Source organism: Gordonia sp. G4, assembly GCF_057770005.1.
Map to the genome: position 1 here is coordinate 2,135,601 of NZ_CM173442.1, position 21,203 is coordinate 2,156,803.

General features: G+C 66.6%; 21 protein-coding genes and 1 tRNA gene. 15 read left to right on the top strand and 7 right to left on the bottom strand.

Going from position 1 to position 21,203, the window contains the following annotated elements:
- Positions 1-109: 109 nt before the first annotated feature.
- Positions 110-877 (top strand): phytanoyl-CoA dioxygenase family protein, encoded by a 768-nt coding sequence (locus AC3B5T_RS09470; protein WP_488358554.1) that lies wholly within the window; start codon positions 110-112, stop codon positions 875-877.
- Positions 878-899: 22 nt separating this feature from the next.
- Here the strand turns inward: AC3B5T_RS09470 and AC3B5T_RS09475 are convergent, their stop codons facing one another.
- Together AC3B5T_RS09475 and AC3B5T_RS09480 are read right to left on the bottom strand one after the other, a co-directional pair.
- Positions 900-2,060 (bottom strand): hypothetical protein, encoded by a 1,161-nt coding sequence (locus tag AC3B5T_RS09475; protein ID WP_488358555.1) that lies wholly within the window; start codon positions 2,058-2,060, stop codon positions 900-902.
- A 286-nt stretch (positions 2,061-2,346) separates the two neighbouring features.
- Positions 2,347-3,771 (bottom strand): tyrosine-type recombinase/integrase, encoded by a 1,425-nt coding sequence (locus AC3B5T_RS09480; protein WP_055477193.1) that lies wholly within the window; start codon positions 3,769-3,771, stop codon positions 2,347-2,349.
- Between the two features lie 223 nt (positions 3,772-3,994).
- Here AC3B5T_RS09480 and AC3B5T_RS09485 point away from each other — a divergent pair, with 223 nt between their 5' ends.
- From AC3B5T_RS09485 to AC3B5T_RS09510, 6 genes are all read left to right on the top strand, one after another.
- Positions 3,995-4,231: a helix-turn-helix transcriptional regulator gene (locus AC3B5T_RS09485; protein ID WP_084817352.1), complete on the top strand. Its 237-nt coding sequence runs from the start codon at positions 3,995-3,997 to the stop codon at positions 4,229-4,231.
- 203 nt (positions 4,232-4,434) lie between these two features.
- Positions 4,435-5,388, top strand: a complete 954-nt coding sequence (locus tag AC3B5T_RS09490; RefSeq protein ID WP_055477195.1) for a bifunctional DNA primase/polymerase — start codon at positions 4,435-4,437, stop codon at positions 5,386-5,388.
- On the top strand, positions 5,385-6,614 hold the full coding sequence (locus tag AC3B5T_RS09495; RefSeq protein WP_055477196.1) for an AAA family ATPase: 1,230 nt from the start codon (positions 5,385-5,387) through the stop codon (positions 6,612-6,614). The genes AC3B5T_RS09490 and AC3B5T_RS09495 overlap by 4 nt, the downstream gene beginning before the upstream one ends.
- 249 nt (positions 6,615-6,863) lie before the next feature.
- On the top strand, positions 6,864-7,109 hold the full coding sequence (locus tag AC3B5T_RS09500) for a hypothetical protein (RefSeq protein WP_055477197.1): 246 nt from the start codon (positions 6,864-6,866) through the stop codon (positions 7,107-7,109).
- 11 nt (positions 7,110-7,120) lie between these two features.
- Positions 7,121-8,212 carry a hypothetical protein gene (locus tag AC3B5T_RS09505; protein ID WP_055477198.1) on the top strand — a complete coding sequence of 364 codons (1,092 nt, stop codon included), beginning with the start codon at positions 7,121-7,123 and terminating at the stop codon, positions 8,210-8,212.
- Positions 8,212-8,445 carry a hypothetical protein gene (locus tag AC3B5T_RS09510; RefSeq protein WP_055477199.1) on the top strand — a complete coding sequence of 78 codons (234 nt, stop codon included), beginning with the start codon at positions 8,212-8,214 and terminating at the stop codon, positions 8,443-8,445. Before AC3B5T_RS09505 ends, AC3B5T_RS09510 begins: the two co-directional genes overlap by 1 nt.
- Before the next feature lie 312 nt (positions 8,446-8,757).
- On the opposite strand, the gene AC3B5T_RS09515 is transcribed toward AC3B5T_RS09510, so the two are convergent.
- From AC3B5T_RS09515 to AC3B5T_RS09530, 4 genes are all read right to left on the bottom strand, one after another.
- Positions 8,758-9,405, bottom strand: coding sequence for a hypothetical protein (locus tag AC3B5T_RS09515; RefSeq protein ID WP_156354386.1), 648 nt, complete (start codon positions 9,403-9,405; stop codon positions 8,758-8,760).
- Positions 9,406-9,854: 449 nt separating this feature from the next.
- Positions 9,855-9,930: transfer RNA gene (locus AC3B5T_RS09520), tRNA-Thr, on the bottom strand.
- 102 nt (positions 9,931-10,032) lie between these two features.
- Positions 10,033-10,884, bottom strand: coding sequence for an esterase/lipase family protein (locus AC3B5T_RS09525; protein WP_055477201.1), 852 nt, complete (start codon positions 10,882-10,884; stop codon positions 10,033-10,035).
- A 50-nt stretch (positions 10,885-10,934) separates the two neighbouring features.
- The gene (locus AC3B5T_RS09530) at positions 10,935-11,516 is read right to left on the bottom strand and encodes an ASCH domain-containing protein (RefSeq protein WP_055477202.1); all 582 of its coding nucleotides are present in this window, start codon (positions 11,514-11,516) and stop codon (positions 10,935-10,937) included.
- A gap of 743 nt (positions 11,517-12,259) precedes the next feature.
- Between AC3B5T_RS09530 and AC3B5T_RS09535 the strand changes: the two genes are divergently transcribed.
- The 5 genes from AC3B5T_RS09535 (at position 12,260) to AC3B5T_RS09555 (ending at position 17,767) form a co-directional block, all read left to right on the top strand.
- Entirely contained in the window at positions 12,260-12,613 is a 354-nt protein-coding gene (locus AC3B5T_RS09535) for a DUF8176 domain-containing protein (RefSeq protein ID WP_231632825.1), read from the top strand.
- Positions 12,614-12,658: 45 nt separating this feature from the next.
- Positions 12,659-13,864 (top strand): hypothetical protein, encoded by a 1,206-nt coding sequence (locus AC3B5T_RS09540; RefSeq protein ID WP_488358556.1) that lies wholly within the window; start codon positions 12,659-12,661, stop codon positions 13,862-13,864.
- 683 nt (positions 13,865-14,547) lie between these two features.
- A complete protein-coding gene (locus AC3B5T_RS09545; protein ID WP_488358557.1) occupies positions 14,548-15,753 on the top strand; it encodes a hypothetical protein in 1,206 nt (401 codons plus the stop codon).
- A gap of 584 nt (positions 15,754-16,337) precedes the next feature.
- Entirely contained in the window at positions 16,338-17,045 is a 708-nt protein-coding gene (locus AC3B5T_RS09550) for a hypothetical protein (RefSeq protein WP_055477298.1), read from the top strand.
- 50 nt (positions 17,046-17,095) lie between these two features.
- Positions 17,096-17,767 carry a VOC family protein gene (locus AC3B5T_RS09555; RefSeq protein ID WP_055477297.1) on the top strand — a complete coding sequence of 224 codons (672 nt, stop codon included), beginning with the start codon at positions 17,096-17,098 and terminating at the stop codon, positions 17,765-17,767.
- Here the strand turns inward: AC3B5T_RS09555 and AC3B5T_RS09560 are convergent, their stop codons facing one another.
- The gene (locus AC3B5T_RS09560; RefSeq protein WP_010844226.1) at positions 17,768-18,484 is read right to left on the bottom strand and encodes a GntR family transcriptional regulator; all 717 of its coding nucleotides are present in this window, start codon (positions 18,482-18,484) and stop codon (positions 17,768-17,770) included. It lies immediately after the preceding gene.
- Between the two features lie 107 nt (positions 18,485-18,591).
- Between AC3B5T_RS09560 and AC3B5T_RS09565 the strand changes: the two genes are divergently transcribed.
- Genes AC3B5T_RS09565 through AC3B5T_RS09575 form a run of 3 tightly spaced genes read left to right on the top strand, consistent with a single transcriptional unit; the run spans position 18,592 to position 21,160 of the window.
- The gene (locus AC3B5T_RS09565; RefSeq protein ID WP_084817367.1) at positions 18,592-19,335 is read left to right on the top strand and encodes a phosphonatase-like hydrolase; all 744 of its coding nucleotides are present in this window, start codon (positions 18,592-18,594) and stop codon (positions 19,333-19,335) included.
- A gap of 48 nt (positions 19,336-19,383) precedes the next feature.
- Complete coding sequence (locus AC3B5T_RS09570) at positions 19,384-20,349, top strand: phosphate/phosphite/phosphonate ABC transporter substrate-binding protein (protein WP_010844224.1); 966 nt, start codon at positions 19,384-19,386, stop codon at positions 20,347-20,349.
- Positions 20,309-21,160, top strand: coding sequence for a phosphonate ABC transporter ATP-binding protein (locus AC3B5T_RS09575; protein WP_055477300.1), 852 nt, complete (start codon positions 20,309-20,311; stop codon positions 21,158-21,160). The genes AC3B5T_RS09570 and AC3B5T_RS09575 overlap by 41 nt, the downstream gene beginning before the upstream one ends.
- Positions 21,161-21,203 lie beyond the last annotated feature (43 nt).

The following is a 21,203-nucleotide window of genomic DNA, read 5'->3' on the forward strand; positions in this document are numbered from 1 at the left end:
GAGGCGTTGCGCGCCGCGAGCCCTCGTCGATCGTGCATCGTTTGCCGGTGCGGAATCGACAGCGGTCGTTCATCGCGGCCCAGCCGGGTGGGTGTGAAAACCGCTGGCGATGGATCGTGATCGGTGCGATCCTGCGACGGTGATCGACCCAGACACCGACTCTTCCACCGCCGAGACCTTCGTCGAGAACGGCTTCGTCAAGATCGAGCGTCCGTCGTTGCGAAGCGCAGCGGACCGCGCGCGAGCGGGTCTGTGGGCCCAACTCGGACTGTCCGAGGACGATCCCGCGGGCTGGACCGAACCCGTGCGCTGGGCATCGGACATGGTGGGAGCCGGCCCGTTCGGAGCGCTGACCAACAGTCCGGAGCTGACCGAGGCGCTCGACGCGATCTGCGGCGTCGGGGGTTGGACACCGCGTGGAGCGCTGGGCAACATCCCTGTTCGCTTCCCGGTGCCGCCGACCGTCGATGACCGAGGCTGGCACATCGACGCCAACACCCCGTGCGACGACGGATCGTGGGTGGTGAGCCGGCGGCCCCACACCGTGCTGGTCCTGACCCTGTTGTCCGAGGTCGGACCGTCCGACGCGCCGACCCGTATCCGGGTGGGATCGCATCTCGACGCCGTCGACGTCCTCGAAGACGAGGGGCAGAGTGCCTTCGAGGTCGGCCCGCTCCTCGATGCGGCGAGTCGTGACCGTCGGGTCGCCTACGCGACCGGAAGTCCCGGCGACGTCTATGTCGTCCACCCGTTCACGGTGCATGCAGCCGACGAACACCGCGGTGCGACACCGCGATTCATGGCTCAGGGGCCGGTGATGCTCGCCTCGCCGTTGTCACCGGACTCGGCCGGTCCGCTCGCGTGCGTGTTCGGCTGAACCGCTGACCGCCGATGTCGGATCAGGCTGTGGAGTCCGTGGACTCGCCGCCGGAACCGGAGCTCCCGGAGCGGTCGCTCGATGCGGAGCCGTCGTCGCCCGATTCGGAACCGGTATGGCCTGCTGAGTCACCGGACTCCGAGTCGCGGGATTCCTCCGGCTGCCTGTCGTCGCCCTCATCGTCCGACTGCGAATCGGTGTCGGTGGTCGCACTGTCCTCGCGCTCGTCCGGCGTGCCCTCGACGCTGTCGACATCGATGTCCGGCAGCGTCTCTCGATCCACTTGCCGCGGTTCCACGGGGTCGCGGGACGCCTCGACATCGGTTCCGGCGTCGGAAGTGGTGTCGCGGGTGTCGGGGTTCGGCTCGATGGGCCGCCCCCGAGGTGGTTCGGCGGTGTCCGGCTCGCCGCGCGTGTCGACGTCGGTCCGTGGTGTCTCGTGAGGCCGTTCGGTTCTCGGGGGGACGCCGTCTCGTCCGAGCGACCTCAGGAGTGCCGAGACGAACGGGATGGTTTCGAGCCACGCCCGGATACTCCACGGTCCCCGCGGATCTGACACCAGGACGATGACCGGCCCGCCGGTACTCGGCGGAGGGGTCAGGCTCGTGTTGCCGTCGGTCCCGCCCGGGCCGCCGGATGCCTGGGGATCGCCGGTGTAGACGACGAACGGGCTGTCCGCGTCCAGTCCGGCGATGACGGTCATGACCGCCAGGTTCTGTTGCACGGCGCGTTCTTTGGTCTCGTCGTCGAACTCCGTCGAGAGTACGGCGCGGGTGCTGGGGCCACTGACGATGATGGGGCCGATCGACTGCGGGTGGTCGATGACCACAGTCCGAGGTGCGCCCGTGACGGGCACGTCTCGTGCGATGAGCGAGCCGGAGTCGGTCGACGGCGGCGCCGCGAGTGACGTGCCCGTCGAGGCGGTCCCGACCTCCGACGTCGGGGCGCGGCTCGGACCGAATGATGCGGCGGGTGATTGGGTGGACACCTGGACGGTGGCCGGCACGGCGAAGGCGTGTACCAGGGTGGTGGTGTTGATCGACGCGACTGCCGTCGGGATCACCGTGCAGAGCGAGAGCGCGGCGAGGGTGAGGGACGTGCCGGCGAAACCCGAGGGTCGCCGAAGAGGACCGACGCCGTCGTTGTCGACGGCGCGGTGCGTGCCGCGCCGATGTGATGCCACCCCTGGGTCCCCTCTTTGTCGCTCAGATAGTAGACGATGCGCGGGGGGCATGGTGTCGTCTGAATGACGCAAATCGGGACATCTACGCGACGCGCCGGGGTTGTAACTACTCGAACGTCGCTCGGCGGTCGTCGAAGGCGCGGAGCCGGGGCCGAAATGGAGCCGCCCAGGGGAATCGAACCCCTGACCTATTCATTACGAGTTCTTCGGTGAGCGCTGACCAGCGGAAACGCCGACGGTCGCTACGTGTCGCCTCGTGTCGAGTAGTTGCAGTTAAGGGTACGTATCAGACCGTCGGATCGGTCGCTGACTGTCCATCGGTGTCGTCCAAGGTCGAGCCGTTGTGTGTGCTCTGTGTGTGCTCGTGTGTGCTGGCTTCAATCTTCGCGACGGCCGCGAACAGTTCGTCGTCACCGCCAGCGTGCGCGTAGACACGGTTCACGAGCGTGGAGTCGGCGTGTCCGAGCAATCTAGCAACACGGGTCGCATCGACCCCGCTGGCGATGGCGTGGGACGCCCACGCATGGCGCATCTTGTGCGTCGTGACCTTGTCGATGCCCGCGGCCTCGCACGCGGATTTCAGTGCGCGGTTGACGTTGGATCCCCGGAACTGCTTCCCCCGGGAGGTGCGGAAGATCAGCACATCGTCGAGCAGGCTGCCCAGGAGCGCATTGATGTCGTCGACGTCGGATTGTCTGCCCTTCCGCGCCGCTCGCAGCTTGGGTAGGCGCGCCTGCTCGACGGCCAGCGCCTCACGCAGGACGGCTGCGGCCTCCGGTGACAGAGGCACCCGACGAGAGCGACCGGACTTGGTAGCGCCGATCACAAGTCCGCCTTTGGTCTCGACGGCAGACCGCCGGACGTTGAGCACGGCGCCACGGGGGTCGGAGTTGTCGACGTCCCTCCGGCGCAGTTCGCACACCTCACCGATGCGGAGCCCGGTCAGCGATTGGAACCGCACAAGTCGGCGGGTGTGCTCGTCGGCGACGTGAGTCAGCAGAACGTCTAGGTCAGCCGGAGTCAGGTAGTCGTCCGCGGCGTCTTCGTCTGCGACGACCGTTCGCCGGTCGGTGGCAGGCACCGTGGCTCCTCGCGCAGGGTTGGTGCGGATGAGCCGATCGTCGACCGCGACGTCGAGCATCTTCCGCACGACGTTGACGTATTTGCGGACGGTGGTCAGTGACTTCGCCGGGGCCTTCGGTCGCTCGGTGAGCAGGTCGGCAATCCACCGGTTGATGTCGGACACCAGCAGGGACCCGACGCCCTGGTCCCCGAACCGCTCGCAGAAGACGTCCACGATCGACCCGTAGGACTGTCGGGTCGACGCCGGTTTGGTCGCTAGCGTGCGCACGTAGATGTCGGCGACGGTGCGCACGACCGTCCGTGACCGCTCGCTCTCGATGTAGCTGCCCGACCGGAACTGATCGGCCAGCTCGTCCCGGCGCGCATGCGCGTCATCGCGGTCCTCGAACCGCTCGTAACGCTGTTTTCCAGCGGTGTCGATGTACCGAACTTCCCAGCGCAGCGGCGACTTGGCGACGGCCCGACCGGCGGCATTCGTCGTCCACGCGTACTCGCGGCGCACCTTCCGGCGTGCGTCGGAGTAGTGCCGATCGAACACTGACACCGTGCCGACCTTCCGCCGACCGGGGGAACGGGGAGCGGGGCTGTCGTCGAGGTAGACGACGTCGGGGGTCTCTCGTTGACTCACAGCGACAGACTAGCAGATGACCTATTCACTGAGGCGAACTGTTATTCGTCTCTAAATGGGCGTTTAGCAGGCATTAAGTCCCGTATTTGGACACACCTGAATCGGTTGGTGATCACTCGTCGATTGCGCGCGCTGGCGACGGTGATGGACCTTTGTTGGCAGCTCGCCGACACCGGACGACGAAACAGCCGGAGTCACAACGACACTCAACTGAGGAGATAAAATGTCAACTGCGGCAATCAATCTCACTGACCGGGCACGGGAAGTGCTGGCGTCTGCTGACGCTCTCGACCGTCTGCTCGACACCGACGAGACCGGGGCTGTTTGCGGACTCTCACCGCGCACGTTGCGCACCTGGCGGACCGACGGCAGTGGCAAAGGCCCCGCGTTCGTCCGGGTCGGTGGCGCGATCCGGTACCGCGCATCAGACGTCCAGACGTGGATTTCGCGGCTGACCTGACCTCTCACGCACACCAGTGACCGGGGAGCGTATCTGGCGCAAGACGCACTCGCACGCAATCGAATTGAGGAAAATTGCCCAGGAATGAGAAACGGCGCCCGACCCGGAAGTCGGGCGCCGCCGCCACGGTTGCCAACCGCGGACTCAGAGAGCAGGAGAACGCTCACCACGACGATACGTCGAGCATCGGACACTTCGCACCCGTGACGCCCACGGACCCTGAACAACTCGACATCGAGACCGACGTCGAGCTGGCCGCGCACACGCTCGCGGAGTCCGGGGGGTTGGTGCTACCGATCATCGCTGACGGTAAGACTCCGCTCATCCGAAGCGGCTTCCACGCGGCGACCACCGACCACGGGATGATCTCCGCGTGGTGGCGGCGCTGGCCCGATGCGAACCTCGCGGTGGCGGTGCCGTCCGGCGTCCTGGTCATCGACATCGACCTCGACAAGCCGATGGCCGCACAGACGATCACCGACCTCGAATCGAGGTACGGCCCGCTGCCCGCCACGCGTACCGTCCGGACTCCCAAAGGTGGCTTGCACTACTACTACGCCGTTGACCCGGCGATCCGCTTCCGAGGGATTGCAGGGCCCGGTGTCGACCTGCGCGCGGGTGGTCGTCACTACGTACTCGTGCCCCCGAGCCGGATCGGGACCGCGCGCTACGAGTACCTGGACAGCGACGAGTGGACCCCCGCTGCCGAGCTCCCGCTGTCGTGGATCGCAGGTCTCGAACATCGGCGCCCGGTGCTGCACACGACCCGGCATCGTGTCCTACCCGCGGCGCTGAGCGGGATCGGTGACGTGTCGCTGGAGACGGTCACGGTCGACGACCTCGGCGACTTCCTCGACGCGCTGCCACCCGGAAAGATGGACCGGCTCATGGCCCGCGCCGTCGAGCCGACCGCGCTGGCGGTGTCGATGCGCAAGGCCGCGCACGACACCCTGACGCGCGTCTCCTACCGTGTCGTCGCGCTCGCGGCCGAGGGGCACCCCGGGGGCCGCGTTGCGGTGCGCGACGTCATCGCGGCGTTCGTGCGGGAGATGGAACGGCGGATGAGCGCCGGTGAGCCTGCACGCGACCCCGACGACATCGGAAGCGAGATCGTGCGCGCCGTTGCCGGTGCGGTGATCCGGGTGAGTGCCGAATGAGCCGGTTCGATGGTCTCGCCGGTGCCGCCGACATGCCCGCGTGCGGTGGACACTTCGACGAGCAGAAGGGCAAGCCGGTGGTCGCTGTCGACCCGGCGCCAGAGGTCGACGAGCCGCAGGACCACGACGCCAACGAAGACGCTCCGCTGGCCGCGGTACGTGCTATCGGCGAGCGGGTCGCCGCGCTGGTCCCTGATGACGCCGAGGACGAGGACGAGACCGGCGCTGACGACCACCTTATCGACGGCGCGGTATGGCTGTTCGATGAGCCCGACGCCGCACCCGCGTTGTGGGGCAGCGGGTCCCGTGTCCTGTGGTCGGCGGGGGAAGCGCTCACGATCAGCGGCCCGCCCGGTGTCGGTAAGACTTCGGTTGCCGCGCAGGTGGTTTCGGGGTCTCTGGGACTGCGTGACCGGGTGCTGGGGTTTCCGGTCACCGAGTGTCGCCGCGTGCTGTATCTGGCGATGGACCGCCCGGCGCAGGCGCGTCGCAACATCCGGCGATTCTTCGAGCCCGAGGACCGCGAGCGGTTGGCCGGTCGCCTCGTGATCAAGCAGGGTCCGCCGTGGGTCGACTTCGCGGTCGACTCCGACGCGTTCGTCGAGTTGTGTGCGCGGGCCGGACTTCAACCGGGAGACCGAGTGGTCGTCGATTCGATCAAGGATGCGGCCGTGGGCCTGTCAGAGGACCGCGTTGGCGCTGAGTACAACCGCGCGCGGCAGAAGGTCCTGACGGCGGGGGTTGACGTCCTGGAGCTGCATCACATGGTCAAGCGGTCCGGCGACGGCCCGCCCAAGACGTTGGCCGATGTCTACGGGTCGCAGCACATCACCGCCGGTGCCGGGTCGGTGGTCCTCTTGCACGGCGTGGCCGGTGATCAGGTGGTGACGCTGTTGCACCTGAAGCAGCCCATGGACGACGTCGGGCCGCTGTTCGTCACGCACGACCCGACCGGCCGCAGCACCGTTGACGGTTCCGCAACCGACGTGGTGACCCTCGTGCGGAGCCAAGGCGCCAAGGGTGCGACCGCGACCGACGTCGCGGTGATGTTGTGCGACACCTCGCGGCCGTCGCGCTCGCAGATCGAGAAGGCGCGCAGGCGGCTCACCGAGGCCGTCGGACGCGGCGCGTTGGTCAAGCGCGACGGCGAACGCGGAGGCAGCGGCGACGACGGACGATCGCCCACCCGGTGGTTTCTGCGTGCCCACGGCGACGAGAACGGTTGAGCGTCAAGTGATCCAACTAGTCAATCACGCGTCAATCACGCCGAAAACCATAACCGCAGGTCAGCCAATCACGGCCTCAATCACGCGCGGGTCAATCACGGGCCAATCACGCTCAATCACGGTGGCGCTGTTTGCCCAGGTCAGCCAATCACGCACTCGTGTGATTGAGGGTCAATCACGGATTCCGCCCCCCTGGAAGGGGGGCGAAGCCACCGTGACGGCCAGATTTGAGAGAGGAGAAACGACGAAATGACCCGCGGAGACGGACCCCGCCGACAGCGTGACGTCGAGCGGCAGGAGGCCCGCCGAGCACAGTTCGCCGACTACTGCGATCGGCAGATGCGGGACCCGACCCCGGGCACCACGTGGCACCCTCTCTACCGCTGGCCGAGCGACACCGATGCCGAGCACGCCGCGCGAGTGGCCGAGCACGAGCGGACCCAACAGACCACACACACCGAGCACGACACGACCACCGGCCGCACGGCCGGATGAGAGGAGATCACATGACGACCGACTTCGACCCGAGCGCGCCGCCGCCGCCCGAGGCGTTCCGCGAGAGCCGCCGCCGCGACCCGGACCCCTACGGCCTCGACCGCCCGCCGATGAGCCGAGCCGAGATCGCCGCGGCCAACAGGGACACCGAGGCCCGAAACTCCGACGCCCGCATGGAGCGGGAAGTCGCACGAGCGAACGCGTTGGTGCCGCAGAGGCCGCCGCGCAGCGTCGCGCAACACCCCATGACGCCGAAGCTCTCGGACGCCGGGGAGATCGGCGCAACGGTGCTCGACCTCGTGCGCTACAGGCACGCCGAAGGTGCGCTGTCCCGCGCGCTGTCCCGGATCGACGAGGAATCGCGAGAGCTGTCCGCGCGGATCAAGACCGACAACCTGCGAGCCCGCACCGCGGACGCGGCCAGCGCGGCCCTGGACGCGGCCGAGAAGCGGGAGAAGGTGCCGCCGACCCTGACGCCGTTGATCGAGTGGCAGCGAGACCGAATCGACCACGTACCGCTCGCGACCGAGCAGGGGGTGCGCACGGCAATCGAGCGGGGAGCCGCAGAACGGGCCGAGGCCGCGGTGGTGGCCGCTCTCGCCGAGGTCGACGCCGCTGTGATCGAGGAGGCGAGGAAGGTGCTGCGCGATGCGGCGCAGGCTCACGAGCGGCTCAATTTGGCCGGCCTCACCGTGGACGTGTCTCTCGACGACATCGTGGACGGGGACGCCGACGACGGCGCGGTGTCGTCGATCCGGTTGTGGCGCTCGGCGGTGTCGCGGTGGGACGAAGTGCAGCGGGTCCGTCAGTGGGTTGCGGCCGTCCTCGACCGCGGTTTCGAGGTCCACCGGGGAGTGCTGCGCGTAGTTCCGCCGCCGCGGGTCAAGGTCGGCGACTTCGTGACCGACGAGCAGGCGCGAGAGCACAACTCGCCGCAGGCTGAGGCCCGCACCCAGGGGTCGCAGTGGGAGGGGTCCACTGCGCCGCGTGCTGTTGGGGAGGGGTCCTCGCATACGGCGTTGCGGTGGTGGTGCGGCCTGGACGAGGGGTCTCGTCCTGCTCCTCGTGGTGTGGCTGATCTCGTGGAGACGGGGGACATCTGATGGATGACCGAGGATTCGGCCGCTACCTCGACGAGTCGATGGCCGCGCGACCGCACACGGCGCAGGAGGCCGAGGCCGAGCACAACACGAGGGGTCGCACCACGGCTGACGGGACCGACACCACCACCACCACCGACAACGGGACCGAGCACCGTCCGCCGCCGACGACCCGACGCGGACCCGGACGCGCTGGCGCCACTGACCGAGGCTTCGGCCGGTACTTGCCTGACTGACGAGTGATCGGCCGTCAGCCCGATCTGGGACCCCGATACTGCTGCGTGCGGTGTCGGGGTCTCGTCGTATCCGAGGGTCGTTGGTTCGACACGTCGGCCAGAGAGGGGGGGTGTCCACCCCTCCCCACCGTCTCGCGCAGGGCACCGCCGCGTACTGCCCGCTCGTGGGTGTGCGGGTCTGGGCCAAAACCGCCTATACGACCCTGACCAGGGCAAACGGACCCCTGAGAGGCCCGTCAGCGGCCTAGGATCGACTAGTCCAGGTTCGCCCGACCCTGAACTACGTTGCCGCGCAACGCAACGCGAATCGGTTCATACGGTGGCTAGTGCGTACTTGCCTTCGGCATGCATTTGTCGAGCGTTGTCGATGACACGCTTGAAGACGTCCACCATCGGGCTGTCGGGGGTCAGTCCGAGATCGGCCAGGTTCACGGTAGATCCGCTGTCGTCGTCGGACAGTGCCTCACTGCCGCCGAGGGCCAGCCAGACAAGCATCTCGCTACCGTCAGGGTCCTTGCCCTGCGCGACGGCCCAAACCGAATCGAAAGGTGTCATCTGCGAGGTGATCGTTTGCAGCGTGTCCTCGAACTCGACCGGGATCAGGATCGCGTCGCCGCTAGCGGCGGTTTGCTCGAAGAACCATTCGATCTCGCTGGCTGGCTGGCTCTCGACATATCCGGTCAGGAACGTCAGTGCATTCTCGTAACTGGGCGCGTCAATCCCACCTCGCACCCAGACTCCGGACCCCTTGCTGGCCTCGTGTTCGACTAGCTCACGAACAGGGGGCAAGTTATCGACCGCTGTCTCCAGGGAGAACGCTAGTGCCTCCCGGTACTGCTCGCGCGCGTCTTCGAGGTCGTGGGCGCCCCCGACGATGCTCTCGGGCATGGAGTAGAAGTGCCACTGGGGCCCGCCGGACATGCTAGAGCGGTAGACGACAGTCTGTGCGTCGTTGGCCATCACCTCACACCTCTCTTCGTGCGTTCTGCGGGGTCAATCCGACGTCATTAACCAAGACACGCCGGACCATGTTCCCGGTAATCTCCACACCGTCATGGTATGCGAACGTGAACTCGTCGTCTTTACCCTTGTATCTGCGGTGTGAACCGCGTTGGCGGATTGGGGGCCCGCAATGTCGTTCGATGACGCGAATCAGGTCGGACGCGCGCACCGACGGCCAACTATCGCCCATCTGACGTCCTGTCGGTCACTCGGCGATGCTACTTCACGTTTGTCACGGTTGATCGCCAATCGAGACGGTGTGCCCAAGCGAGCATCGCGCAAACGGGGCCAGGTTTGCGGGTTAGCTTTCGGCGGTGTGTGTGCTCTGTGTGTGCTGCCGAAGCGTCGCTGCTCGTGCAGCGAACCGCCAGAGGCGAACAGAATCGCGTCTGATCTGCGTTGATCCATGGAGCCGCCCAGGGGAATCGAACCCCTGACCTATTCATTACGAGTGAATTGCTCTACCGACTGAGCTAGGGCGGCGTGCTACGCGAGGCAGCGCTGACGAGTCTAGCGAGGGTCGGAGAACGAACAAAACCCGGGTCGTCGACGGCAGGTGATGGTTCCGCCGGAGCGTCGGTCGGGTCAACCCGGGAAGTCGGTACCGCAGACCACCGGCACCGGACGCTCCAGATCGAGCGCATTGCGGACCAGCGTCCCGACGGTCGGCGAGTAGGCCATCCCGACATGACCGATCCTCGACGCCGGGCACACATCCTGCACCACGGTGTTGGTGATGTTGGGCCCCGGCGGCATCAAGGTCAGTACGTACGGGGTCGAGATCTCGTCGTACCGCGTCGCGAGATTGACGTACCGGATCGAGGGGTGTCGCGGACCCCAGTAGCTCTGACCGGGAGCGCGGGCCGGCAGCCGGTCGGTGATCGAACCGACACGTGAGTATCCGCGGTTGGACGCGGACAGTCCGACGATCGTGCCCACCTGTGCCGCGCGTCCAGGTATCTGGGTGACGAGCTGAGCGATCGCGCCACCCTGGCTGTGGCCGACGAGGTCGACCTTCTCGGCACCGGTCGCGGTCAGGACTCGGTCGACGAAGGAGGAGACCGCACGGGCGGACTCCTCCTTGTTCCCCAGGCCTCCGGTGTTGCCGCTCCAACTGGTCTGACCGTAGGTCAGGCTGAACACGCAGTAACCCGCGTTGGCCAGCATGGGCGCGAGGTACGCCCAGTTGGCGCCCTGGTTCATGGCCGTCGCGTGCAGCAGCACCACGGGGTTGCGGTCTTCGCGGTCCCGGCAGTCGAAACGATTCGAGCCGGCAGGCGACTCCGACGCCGGGCTGAGGTACCGAGAGGCGATGGCGGTCGCCGCGTCGGTCGTGACGGGGAACGGCGCGGCGTGCGCGGTGCCCGCGACGAGGCACAGGCTCATCGCCGCCACCGCGGTCATGGCCGACGCGACCCCGGCTCGGATGCGGTTCATGAAGAAAATTGTCGTCGACCGGACGGTCCGGCACGGCGTTTCGGCGACTGCTACCCGGAGTCGCGACGACGGAATTCGACGCCGCGCGGCGACAGTTCGTAACCGACGACGAGGCTGTCGGTCAGTCCGAGCTTCTTGAGCTTGGTGATGTCCTGCTTCAATCCTGCTCTCTCCCGGCCGAGTTCGGCCGCGAGATCGGTCGACACCACACCGGGGCGGCGGGCGATGACGTCGAGGACTTCGCGCGTCCACGGTCCGCGCGTGGACCGCGCGTCCATGCGATCGAGGCGGGTGCGGATCTCGTCCACATCGTCGTCGGACAGATGGTCATCGGCGCGCAGAGCGATCCGCGGGTCCTCGCCGATGCACTGCAGTCCGATCCGGTAGGTCGGGTTGTGGACGTTGACGCACAAGGTGGCCCGCACGGCGTCCGCGTCCTCGAAGCCTGCGCGACGCGCTTCGTCCTGCGTGATCCGTTCGGGGTCGACGCGTTCCAGGGACGTCACCTCGATCACGTGCGTCAGCGCTATGAAGCTCGAGCCCGGATGGATGCGCGGATGGCCCCATCGCCGGAAGGCGAGGTCGACGGTTCCGTCGGCGACCCCGCGAACGACTGCGGCCGTGAGAAGCACAGTCTTCGACCTTAGCGAGCGGGTCGATGTCGTGCATGACCTGCGGTCCGACGTGCGTGTCACCTCTGTGGATGACAGCTGAGAGGCCGCTGAGAGCTGTTGTAGGGTGACCCGAGGTCAGCGACGGCAATGCCGACGTATTCGGGGGACCCCCTGCGTCGTGCCGTCGTCGGGCGCAACTTCACGACGACATGATCACCGGCCGGGGGGAGGGATCTTTGGTGCCGCCAAGTGTTCCCGCATTGTGGTTTCCCGACGTCCCGCCGTGGCCCGTCGTCGAGGCGACACCCGCCGCCGATCTGGCCGCTCACCTGGCCCGACACCATTCCGTACGCCCAGCTCACACCACTTCGCAGCCAGCGGCAGTGGCCGTCCTCGAGCGTCCGGTGCCGGTGGTCGAGGAGCCGACCCGGGCCCCGGCCCGCGCGGTGGACCCAGCTGCTCCCCGTCCCTCGTCCGAGCTCGACGCGTTCTTGGCCGAAGCCGAGAAGTCGGTGCGTGCGAAGCGGAAGAACGGGCCAGTCGCGCGCGGAGAACGCCGCTCGGGTTTCGGTTCACCACTACGAATCGCGGGTGCGGCAGCGGCGATCGTTGTGATTGTGGCCACAGTTCTGGGCGTGGTTCTCACTCGCAGCAGCGAGCCTGCTCCGACGACGGCTTCAGCATCGAGCAGCGATGCCGCTGACTCTTCGATGCCGTCCACGTCGGCTGTCGCGAGTGAGCCTGCCTGTACGCAGCGTCCGGTGGGGTCGGGGACCACGGTGTCCGACGGTGACGACGCCGGCAACCAGGAGTCGGGCGCCGGAGCGATCCGTGCGTTCAACCACGCCTACTACGTGTTGCGTTCGGCGAGGGCGGCCCGCGCTGTCGCGGCCCCTGGCGCGGTGGCCTCCGAGTACGTGATGCAGCAGTACATCAACCAGCGACCGCTCGGGACCCGGCACTGCCTGATCGTCTCCGACCGCGGGCCCGGCGAGTACTCGGTCGTGCTCACCGAACTGCAGCCCGACGCTGCGCCCATCACCTATCGCCAGGTCATCCGCACGACGACCACCGGCGGTAAGTCCTACATCCAGTCCATCAGGTCCGTCGAATGAGTTCCCGCCCAGCCTGTTCCGGGCACCGAGAGAGGTAGAAGCGCCATGAGTCATAGTCGGGGTCGGCATCGGAAGCGTCGTGTGCCGAGTGGTCCGTTGCTGACGGTGACGTCGGCGGTTGTCGCGGTGTCGATCACCGCGGGTGCGGGAGCGGCGTTGGCGGCGCCGGAGCAGGGCGGGACCAGCCCGGGTGACACGGCGCCTGGTCAGGGCGGTACGAGTCCGGGGGATGTGTCCCCCGACGGTGGTGCCGGTGCCGAGGCGACGGTCGAGCCGATCGTGGTTCCTGGTCCGGGCAGTATCCCGGGTCCGCCGGTGGAGGCGCCGTATCAGGCGTACACCGCGCCGGGGTCGCAGTCCTATGATGAGCCCTACACTCCGCTGATCAACAATCGGGTGGCTCCTCGTGTTGCGCCGCCGGTTCGGCCGATCGCGCCGCCGCCGGAGAAGATCCGTGTGGGCAACTTCGTGACCGACATCCCGGAGGGTATGTCGAAGCGGGATGTGAACTCGATCAACGCGTGGTCGGCGTACGGCGAGGCGAAGATCGCGCAGGGTTTGATTTCTGCCGGTGTTCCCGAGGATGAGGCCACCCGCCGTGCTGCCGCCACGATCATCGGTGTGATGGCCGGTGGTACCGCTGGTGCTGTCGCACTTGGTATTCCGTCGGCGGTTGTGGGCGCGGCGGTGGGGGCTCCAGTCGGTGCCGTAACGGGTGCGATAGTCGGCGCCGTCACGACAGGTGGCGCTACCTCAGGCATTAACGCACTCGGTGGAGCTGGTATCGGCGCAGCCGTTGGTGGAATCGGAGCAGGAGCTGCGGGAGCTGCGGTCGGTGCCGCGATCGGGGGTACCGCGGGTGGTCTCCTGGCGTACTCGCTAGGCGCCGGCGATCCGGGCGCCAACCCTGATGAACCGTGGCGCCAGAGCGGACCGCGTCACGCGCTGCCGGAGTCAGGCCCGAATCAATTCGAGTTCCATCTGCCAAGTGAACATGCGCGTCGCTCCGGATTGCCGGCAGTCGACTACGTGGTGAATCATCGCGGCGACGTCGATGCGCATGTCGGCGCCTCAACCTTCAAATGGTCTGGCATGCAGGCACGCTCGCCCTACGTGATGTTGGGACCACACGTCGAGAGATCCGTCCGTGACTGGACTCGGGCGCAGTCCGAGACTCTCAAGAACGCGGTCCCCGGTAGTGACGTGCAGTGGCCCGAAGAGCCGACGAAACCAGCGCCCGCTAGGAATTGACTTGAAGTGCGCAAAAACAATTACGTCAATCTCGACCGATCAATAAAAGAGAGTATGAAGTGAAAAAGGCTATCGTGTCCATGTTCGTTGTCGTAGTCGCCACTTTGAGTGTGCTGGTCGGCGTCGGGCAGGCGTCTGCTGCGCCGTTGCAGAACTTCAGTACAAACGGCACGACATTCGGAACGTTTGGTGACCACTCCTTCTGTCGCGGTGCCATTACATACAGAGTCGACGCCGTGGCTAAGAAACGTGGCGTTGTCAAGGTCACCGCGACTTCACATGGATTCGCGGGACAGGGTCCGTCATGGAATCGGAATCCGAACTGTCGCTTCCTGTTTCGCTCCGCTACAACGAGCGTGCGAGGGATCGACTTGGAGAAGTGGACGGTTGGTTCCTTTGGGCCGAGGCCAGGGCAGAAGAAGACGTGGCACGTTGTGACCGGCTCCGGCCCCGCTTGGATGGGCATCACGACCTATGCCGTCAACAGTGCCGTTCGCATCCTGCAATCCCCTGCGGGACCCTCCTTCTTCATGACGGTGCCCTAGGGCGTCGTCGATCCCTTTGCATCCGAGGATCTGAAATTGAAACTCTTGGTGTTGTTTGCCGCGCTTCTCTGGCGGTAGTCGTCATCGGAGGAGGCCAGGCCGCAGTCGGTCTTTGCAACAGACAGAGGTAGAAGCGCCATGAGTCATAGTCGGGGTCGGCATCGGAAGCGTCGTGTGCCGAGTGGTCCGTTGTTGTCGGTGACGTCGGCGGTTGTCGCGGTGTCGATCACTGCGGGTGCGGGAGCGGCGTTCGCGGTGCCGGAGCAGGGCGGGACCAGCCCGGGTGACGCGGCGCCTGGTCAGGGTGGCACGAGTCCGGGGGATGTGTCCCCCGACGGTGGTGCGGGTGCTGAGGCGACGGTCGAGCCGATTGTGGTTCCTGGTCCGGGCAGTATCCCGGGTCCGCCGGTGGAGGCGCCGTATCAGGCGTACACCGCGCCGGGGTCGCAGTCCTATGATGAGCCCTACACTCCGCTGATCAACAATCGGGTGGCTCCTCGTGTTGCGCCGCCGGTTCGGCCGATCGCGCCGCCGCCGGAGAAGATCCGTGTGGGCAACTTCGTGACCGACATCCCGGAGGGTATGTCGAAGCGGGATGTGAACTCGATCAACGCGTGGTCGGCGTACGGCGAGGCGAAGATCGCGCAGGGTTTGATTTCTGCCGGTGTTCCCGAGGATGAGGCCACCCGCCGTGCTGCCGCCACGATCATCGGTGTGATGGCCGGTGGTACCGCTGGTGCTGTCGCACTTGGTATTCCGTCGGCGGTTGTGGGCGCGGCGGTGGGGGCTCCAGTCGGTGCCGTAACGGGTGCGATCATCGGTTCGTCTCCTCCGTGGGTCGTCATGGGCCCCACCGGTGCAGCAATCGGGGCGGGTGCAGGTGCCGCCATCGGTGGTGTGGGCGTAGGAGTGGCCGGCGCAGCCCTCGGATTCGCTATCGGTGGGACCGCTGGCGGCGCCCTCGCCTATGCGCTGGGCGCGGGCGACCCAGGTGTCAGCCCGACCGAACCTTGGCGCAAGCCACGCCCGCGTCACGCTTTACCTGAGTCTGGTCCAAACCAGTTCGAGTTTCACCTGACATCGGATCAGGCTCGTCGTTCGGGATTGCCTGCCGTGGACTACGGGGTGAATCACCGTGGGGACGTTGACGCGAAATTTGGGACCTCCGCCTTGAAATGGTCTGGAGCGCAAGCACGTGCGCCCTACGCCGTCTTCGGTCCTCACGCTGAGCGATCGGTCCGTGACTGGACCCGGGCACAATCCGAAACCCTGAAGAACGCCGTCCCTGGAAGTGAAGTTCTATGGCCGACCGAAGTCGCAGGCTCATCACCCGAGTGCTCCTAGCGAAGGAGATCACACCCCGTTCGGATCGTCGTTTTGATTAGTCTAAAAGAGGTCATTGTGAAAAAAACAGTAGTTGTCGTTGTCGCGATCGTCGTCTGTGCTCTCAGTTGTTTGACTGGCGTCGGACAGGCGCACGCTGCTCCAATCCCCCAGGTGACTTTCACCGGTTACAACTTCGGGACATTCGGCGACCATTCGTACTGCCGCGGTGCCATTAACGTCACCGCCGACACTTCGCCGAAGAAGCGCGGCGTTGTCCGTGTCACCGCACGGTCGCACGGATTCACGGGCCAAGGCGCGAGTTGGAAACGCAATCCCAGGTGCCGTGTGCTCCTGTGGAACGTCTACAACAGCGTTCGCGGAATCAATCTCGAGAAGTTCGTGACGGTTGCGTTTGGTCCCCGGGCTGGCGAGACAAAAATATGGGAAGTTCCTTCAGGTTCGGGCCCGGTGAGTCTCGGTGTCACCGCGGTGGCTGCCAATAGTCCAGTCCGGGTTCCGTCTGGTTACGGATCTACGATCTACATGCTCGTTCCGTAGGCAGGTGCACTTCTCGTGTTCACATGCTCGTTCCCTGACCCGATATGACCAACCCGACCACCCCACGCGACGGCGACCCGCAGGCCTGGGCCGAGCGGGCCGTCATCGTGTGCGGAACAGCCGGCGGCGTTGGCACGTCGGTTGTTTCGGCGCTGCTCGCCGAGCACCGGGCGTCGTCGACGCTCGGGCTGCTGTCGTGGTGGGTCGACGCGTCGGGCAACGACTGTGACATCGAGCTGCGATTGCGTGGCTCGGGAAATCAAGAACTGCTGCGTACGGCGTCGGGGACGGGGTTGTGGCTCCCGCCCGACGATGCGACGGTCACCGACGCCGTCGTCGAGACCTGGCGGCAGGGCGCCGTTCCCGTCGTCGACGCCGGCGCACATCCGCTCACGTTGCTGCCTGAGCTCGCCGAAGACGATCTCCCGAACCTCACGCCGGTGCTCGTCATCGCGGCGAGACCAGACCTGCTCAACCGCGCGCGCGTCGTCTTCACCGAATGGGACCGGGCAGGCGTACTGGAAAAGACGATCGTCGTCATCTCCTCGCAGTTGCCGACCACGCACAACGACGGACTCGCCGACATGCTGGTCAGTGTGGTGTCGGGCGCGGTCGGTGGCGTGATCGGCCTCGACTACGACCCCGTCATCGGCGCGGGTACCGCCCTCGACCACGATGCCCGACGCGGGTTCCTCCCGGCGACACACCAATCGATCGCGACACTCGCCGCCACGACCACCAATCGGAGCTGAACCGCGGCCACCCTTTCGCGAAACCGGTGAAGGGGGCAGCATGGGGCAGTATGACCGGCTCCACTCGCTCACCGCTCACTCCCGCACAGGCCTCCGAGATGGTGGCCGATCCGTGGCGCGTCATCGCCGACAGACTCGCGGCCGCCTACAAAACCGGGTCGATGGTGCGCGGTGGTGAGTTCGTCGCCAAGATCATCGACGCCGCCGAGGACGCGAATCACCACCCCGACATCGACCTCCGTTACGGCACGGTGCATCTCGTGCTGACGACACACAGTGCGCACCAATTGACGGAAGCCGATGTCGCGCTGGCCAACAAGATCACCGGCATCGCCACCGACCTCGGTCTCGAACCGGCCGCCGAACCCGTCACCCAGTTCAACCTGGCCATCGACGCCCTTGACATCCCGGCCATCAGGCCCTTCTGGAAAGCCGTGCTCGGCTACGGCGAGGCCACCGAACGCGAGCCCGTCGACCTCGTCGACCCCGCCGGCCGGCTACCCAGCGTCTGGTTCCAGCAGATGGACGAACCGCGCCCGCAGCGCAGCCGGATGCACGTCGACCTGTGGGTCCCCACCGACGAGTTGCACGAGAGGTTGCAGTCGGCGATCACCGCCGGCGGACAACTGCTCACCGACGAGTACGCCCCCGCGTTCTGGGTGCTCGCCGATGCCGAGGGCAACGAGGTGTGCCTGTGCACCTGGCAGGACCAGAACTACTGATCAGTCCGCGTACATCGTCTGCGTGAACGCCATCCGGTCGCCTCGGTACAGCGAACGCCGGTACTCGATCGGGGTGTTGTCCTTGTCGTAGGACAACCGGTTCAGCAAGAACATCGGCGTCCGTGCGTCGACGTGGAGCAGCGCGGCCTCGCGGGCGTCGGGCAGCGTCGTCTCGATCGTGTCCTCGGTCCGTCCGAAACGCACCCCGCGCCTGCGGAATTCGGCATACAGCGACGACGTCACCTCGAAGTCGGCCTCGAGATCGGGATACCGGTACGCGGGCAGTCGGGTGCGTTCCAGGGCCACGCGCACCTTGTCGGTGGTGAACACACGCTCGAGCTGGATGACCGGATCGCCGATGGCGATGGCGAGCCGATCCGCGAGCACCGCGTCGGCCGTGATCCGTGTCCAGCCCACCAGGATGCGGCTGGTCTCCATGCCCCGTTCGCGGGCTGCCTCGGTGTACGAGCCGATCGACAGCGGCTGCCGGATCTTGGGTCCGGCGACCACCGTCATCCGGCCGCGGCGCTCGATCCTGCCGTCCAGCAGCAACTCCCGCAACGCCTGCCGGACGGTCTCGCGTGACACCGAAAAGCTCTCGGCGAGATCGCGTTCCGCGGGGAACGGATCCCCCTCGACGAGGTCCGCCAGGAGTTCCTCCAGCTGTGACCTGACCACCTGATGCTTGAGAACGCGAGGTTGTTCCGACAGGGTCATGCGTCCAACATAGCAAATATTGGTCTAGACCAAATGGCTACCGAGTGTTCACCTTGTGTTCGGCCAACGCACCCGAATTGGTCTATACCAAACGGGACAGTTGGCCCATGCGCACAACTGATGACGCCACCACACCTGCACGCAAAGGTGCAGACACCACCACGTCCACCAGCGGTGTTTCACCGGTCCAACTCGTCGTCTTCGACATGGCCGGCACCACCATCGTCGACGACGGGCTGGTCACCCAGGCTTTCGAGGTCGCCGCGACCGCGGTCGGCATCCCCGAGCACGGCGAGGAACGCGACCGTGCCCGCATCTACGTCCTCGACACGATGGGCCAGTCCAAGATCGCCGTCTTCCGCGCTCTGCTGGGCTCCGACGACGCCGCCCGGCGAGCCAACGAGGCGTTCGAACAGGCCTACGGCGAGCTGATCGACGACGGTGTCGACGCGATCCCGGGGGCGGTGGAGACCTTTGCCGACCTCCGATCGCGCGGCATCGCAACGGTATTCACCACCGGGTTCAGCCCTGCCACGCAGCAACGGATCCTGGACTCGCTCGGATGGGCCGACGTCGTCGATCAGGTTCTCGCCCCCACCGCCGGCCTGCGCGGCCGCCCCTACCCGGACCTGGTCCTCGCGGCTGCCCTCACCGCCCAGGTCGACGACCTGGCCAACGTGGTGGTCGTCGGCGACACCGCGAGCGACATGGAGACCGCCCGACGTGCTCGTGCCGGTCTGTCGGTCGGCGTGCTCACCGGGGCGCACGACGAGCAGACCCTTCTCGACGCGGGTGCAGACCGTGTCCTGGCGTCCGTCGCCGACCTGACCGCCCTGATCACCACGCCCTGATCCGCTCCTCACCCCGACCCCCGTGACGTCCCGAAAGGTTGACCCCCGATGACAATTCGTAAGTCCTCGCTGGCGATCACCGCCGCTCTCGCCACCACCGCCCTCGTGCTCGCCGGATGTTCCGGTGGCGACTCCGAGGCCGTCAACGACAACGGCTTCCCCGAAACCCTCACTCTCGCCGCGATCCCCGCGGAGAACTCCACCGATCTCAAAGCCAGTTACGACCCGGTCATCAAGGTGATCGAGCAGGAAACCGGTTCGAAGGTCGAGTTCGTCCAGGCCTCCGATTACGCGGGCGTCGTCGAGGGCATGATCGCCGACAACGTCGACCTCGCCTTCTTCGGCCCGTTCGCCTACGTGGTCGCCGGCCTCAACGGCGCCGAGATCACCCCGCTCGGTGCGGTGGTGTCGGAGAAGGGCGCCGAACCGGGATACCAGTCATACGGAATCGCGAAGGCGGACAACGCGTCTGTGAACGGCATCAAGGACTTCGCGGGCAAGACGGTGTGCTTCGTCGATCCCGGTTCCACCTCGGGCTTCCTGTACCCGAGCGCCGGTCTCATCGAGGCGGGCGTCATCAAGTCCGGCACCGAGACCGACCTCGCCGCGGGTGTCACGCCGATCTACGCGGGCGGGCACGACGCGTCGGCGCTGTCGGTCGCGTCCGGTGACTGCGAAGCCGGCTTCGCCTTCGACTCGATGGTCGACGAGACCCTCGTCGAGAAGGGCGATCTCCAGCAGGGACAGCTGAAGACGGTCTGGAAGTCGGAGATGATCGCGGGATCAGTCTTCGCGGCCAACAATTCGCTCGGACCCGAGGCCATCGACACCCTCACCAAGGTCTTCACCGAGAAAGTCAACAAGGAGTCCATGGAGGCGGCGGGATTCTGCTCGGGCGATGAGTGCCTGATCACCGACGAGCGCGCGTGGGGCGTCGTGCCTGCCTCCGACGACGATTACGCCGGTGTCCGGCATGTCTGTGAGGTCACCAAGTCCGAGAAGTGTGCGAGCTGACGTGGCCGCGCAGCCACCGGTCGCCGGCGACGATCTCGTCGTCCATGTCGACGGACTCACCAAGAGATTCGGCAACACGCTCGCGGTCGACGGCGTGTCGCTCGATGTCCGTCGCAGCGAACTCGTCGTGCTCCTGGGCCTGTCCGGCTCCGGCAAGTCCACATTCCTCCGCTGCCTGAACGGCTTGCATCCGGCGAGCAGCGGGGTCGTCGACGTCGTGGGGCGCCGGGTGGATCTCGCCGGTCGCGCCGAGATGCGAGCACTGCGGCGCGACGTCGGTTTCGTCTTCCAGCATTTCAACCTCGTCGGCCGGATCAGTTGCCTGGAGAACGTGCTGCTGGGCGGGCTCGGGCGGTTGCGGTGTCCTCGCTACGGTGCGCTGACGTACCCGAAGCGCATGCGGCAGGAAGCGTTGGAGCATCTCGATCGCGTGGGTCTCGCCGACCTTGCCGATCGCCGGGCCGACACCCTCTCCGGCGGACAGCAGCAGCGCGTGGCCATCGCGCGCACGCTGATGCAGAAGCCGGTGCTGCTGCTCGCCGACGAACCCGTGGCCTCCCTGGACCCGGAGAATGCCGGCGTCGTCATGGATCTGCTTTTCCAGGTGTGCGTCGAGGAGAAGCTGACCATCCTCTGCACCCTGCACCAGGTGGATCTGGCGCTCGGTTGGGCGCACCGCATCGTCGGGTTGCGGGGTGGCCAGAAGGTTCTCGACCGCTCCACGGTCGGCCTCGATCGCGACGAGGTGATGGACGTCTACCAGCGGGTCGACCCGGTGGCGGCGTCGTCGAACGCGGTACGACGCCGATGAACACCCCGCTCCTGGACCGTCCGCAGGCGGGATCGCCATCCCG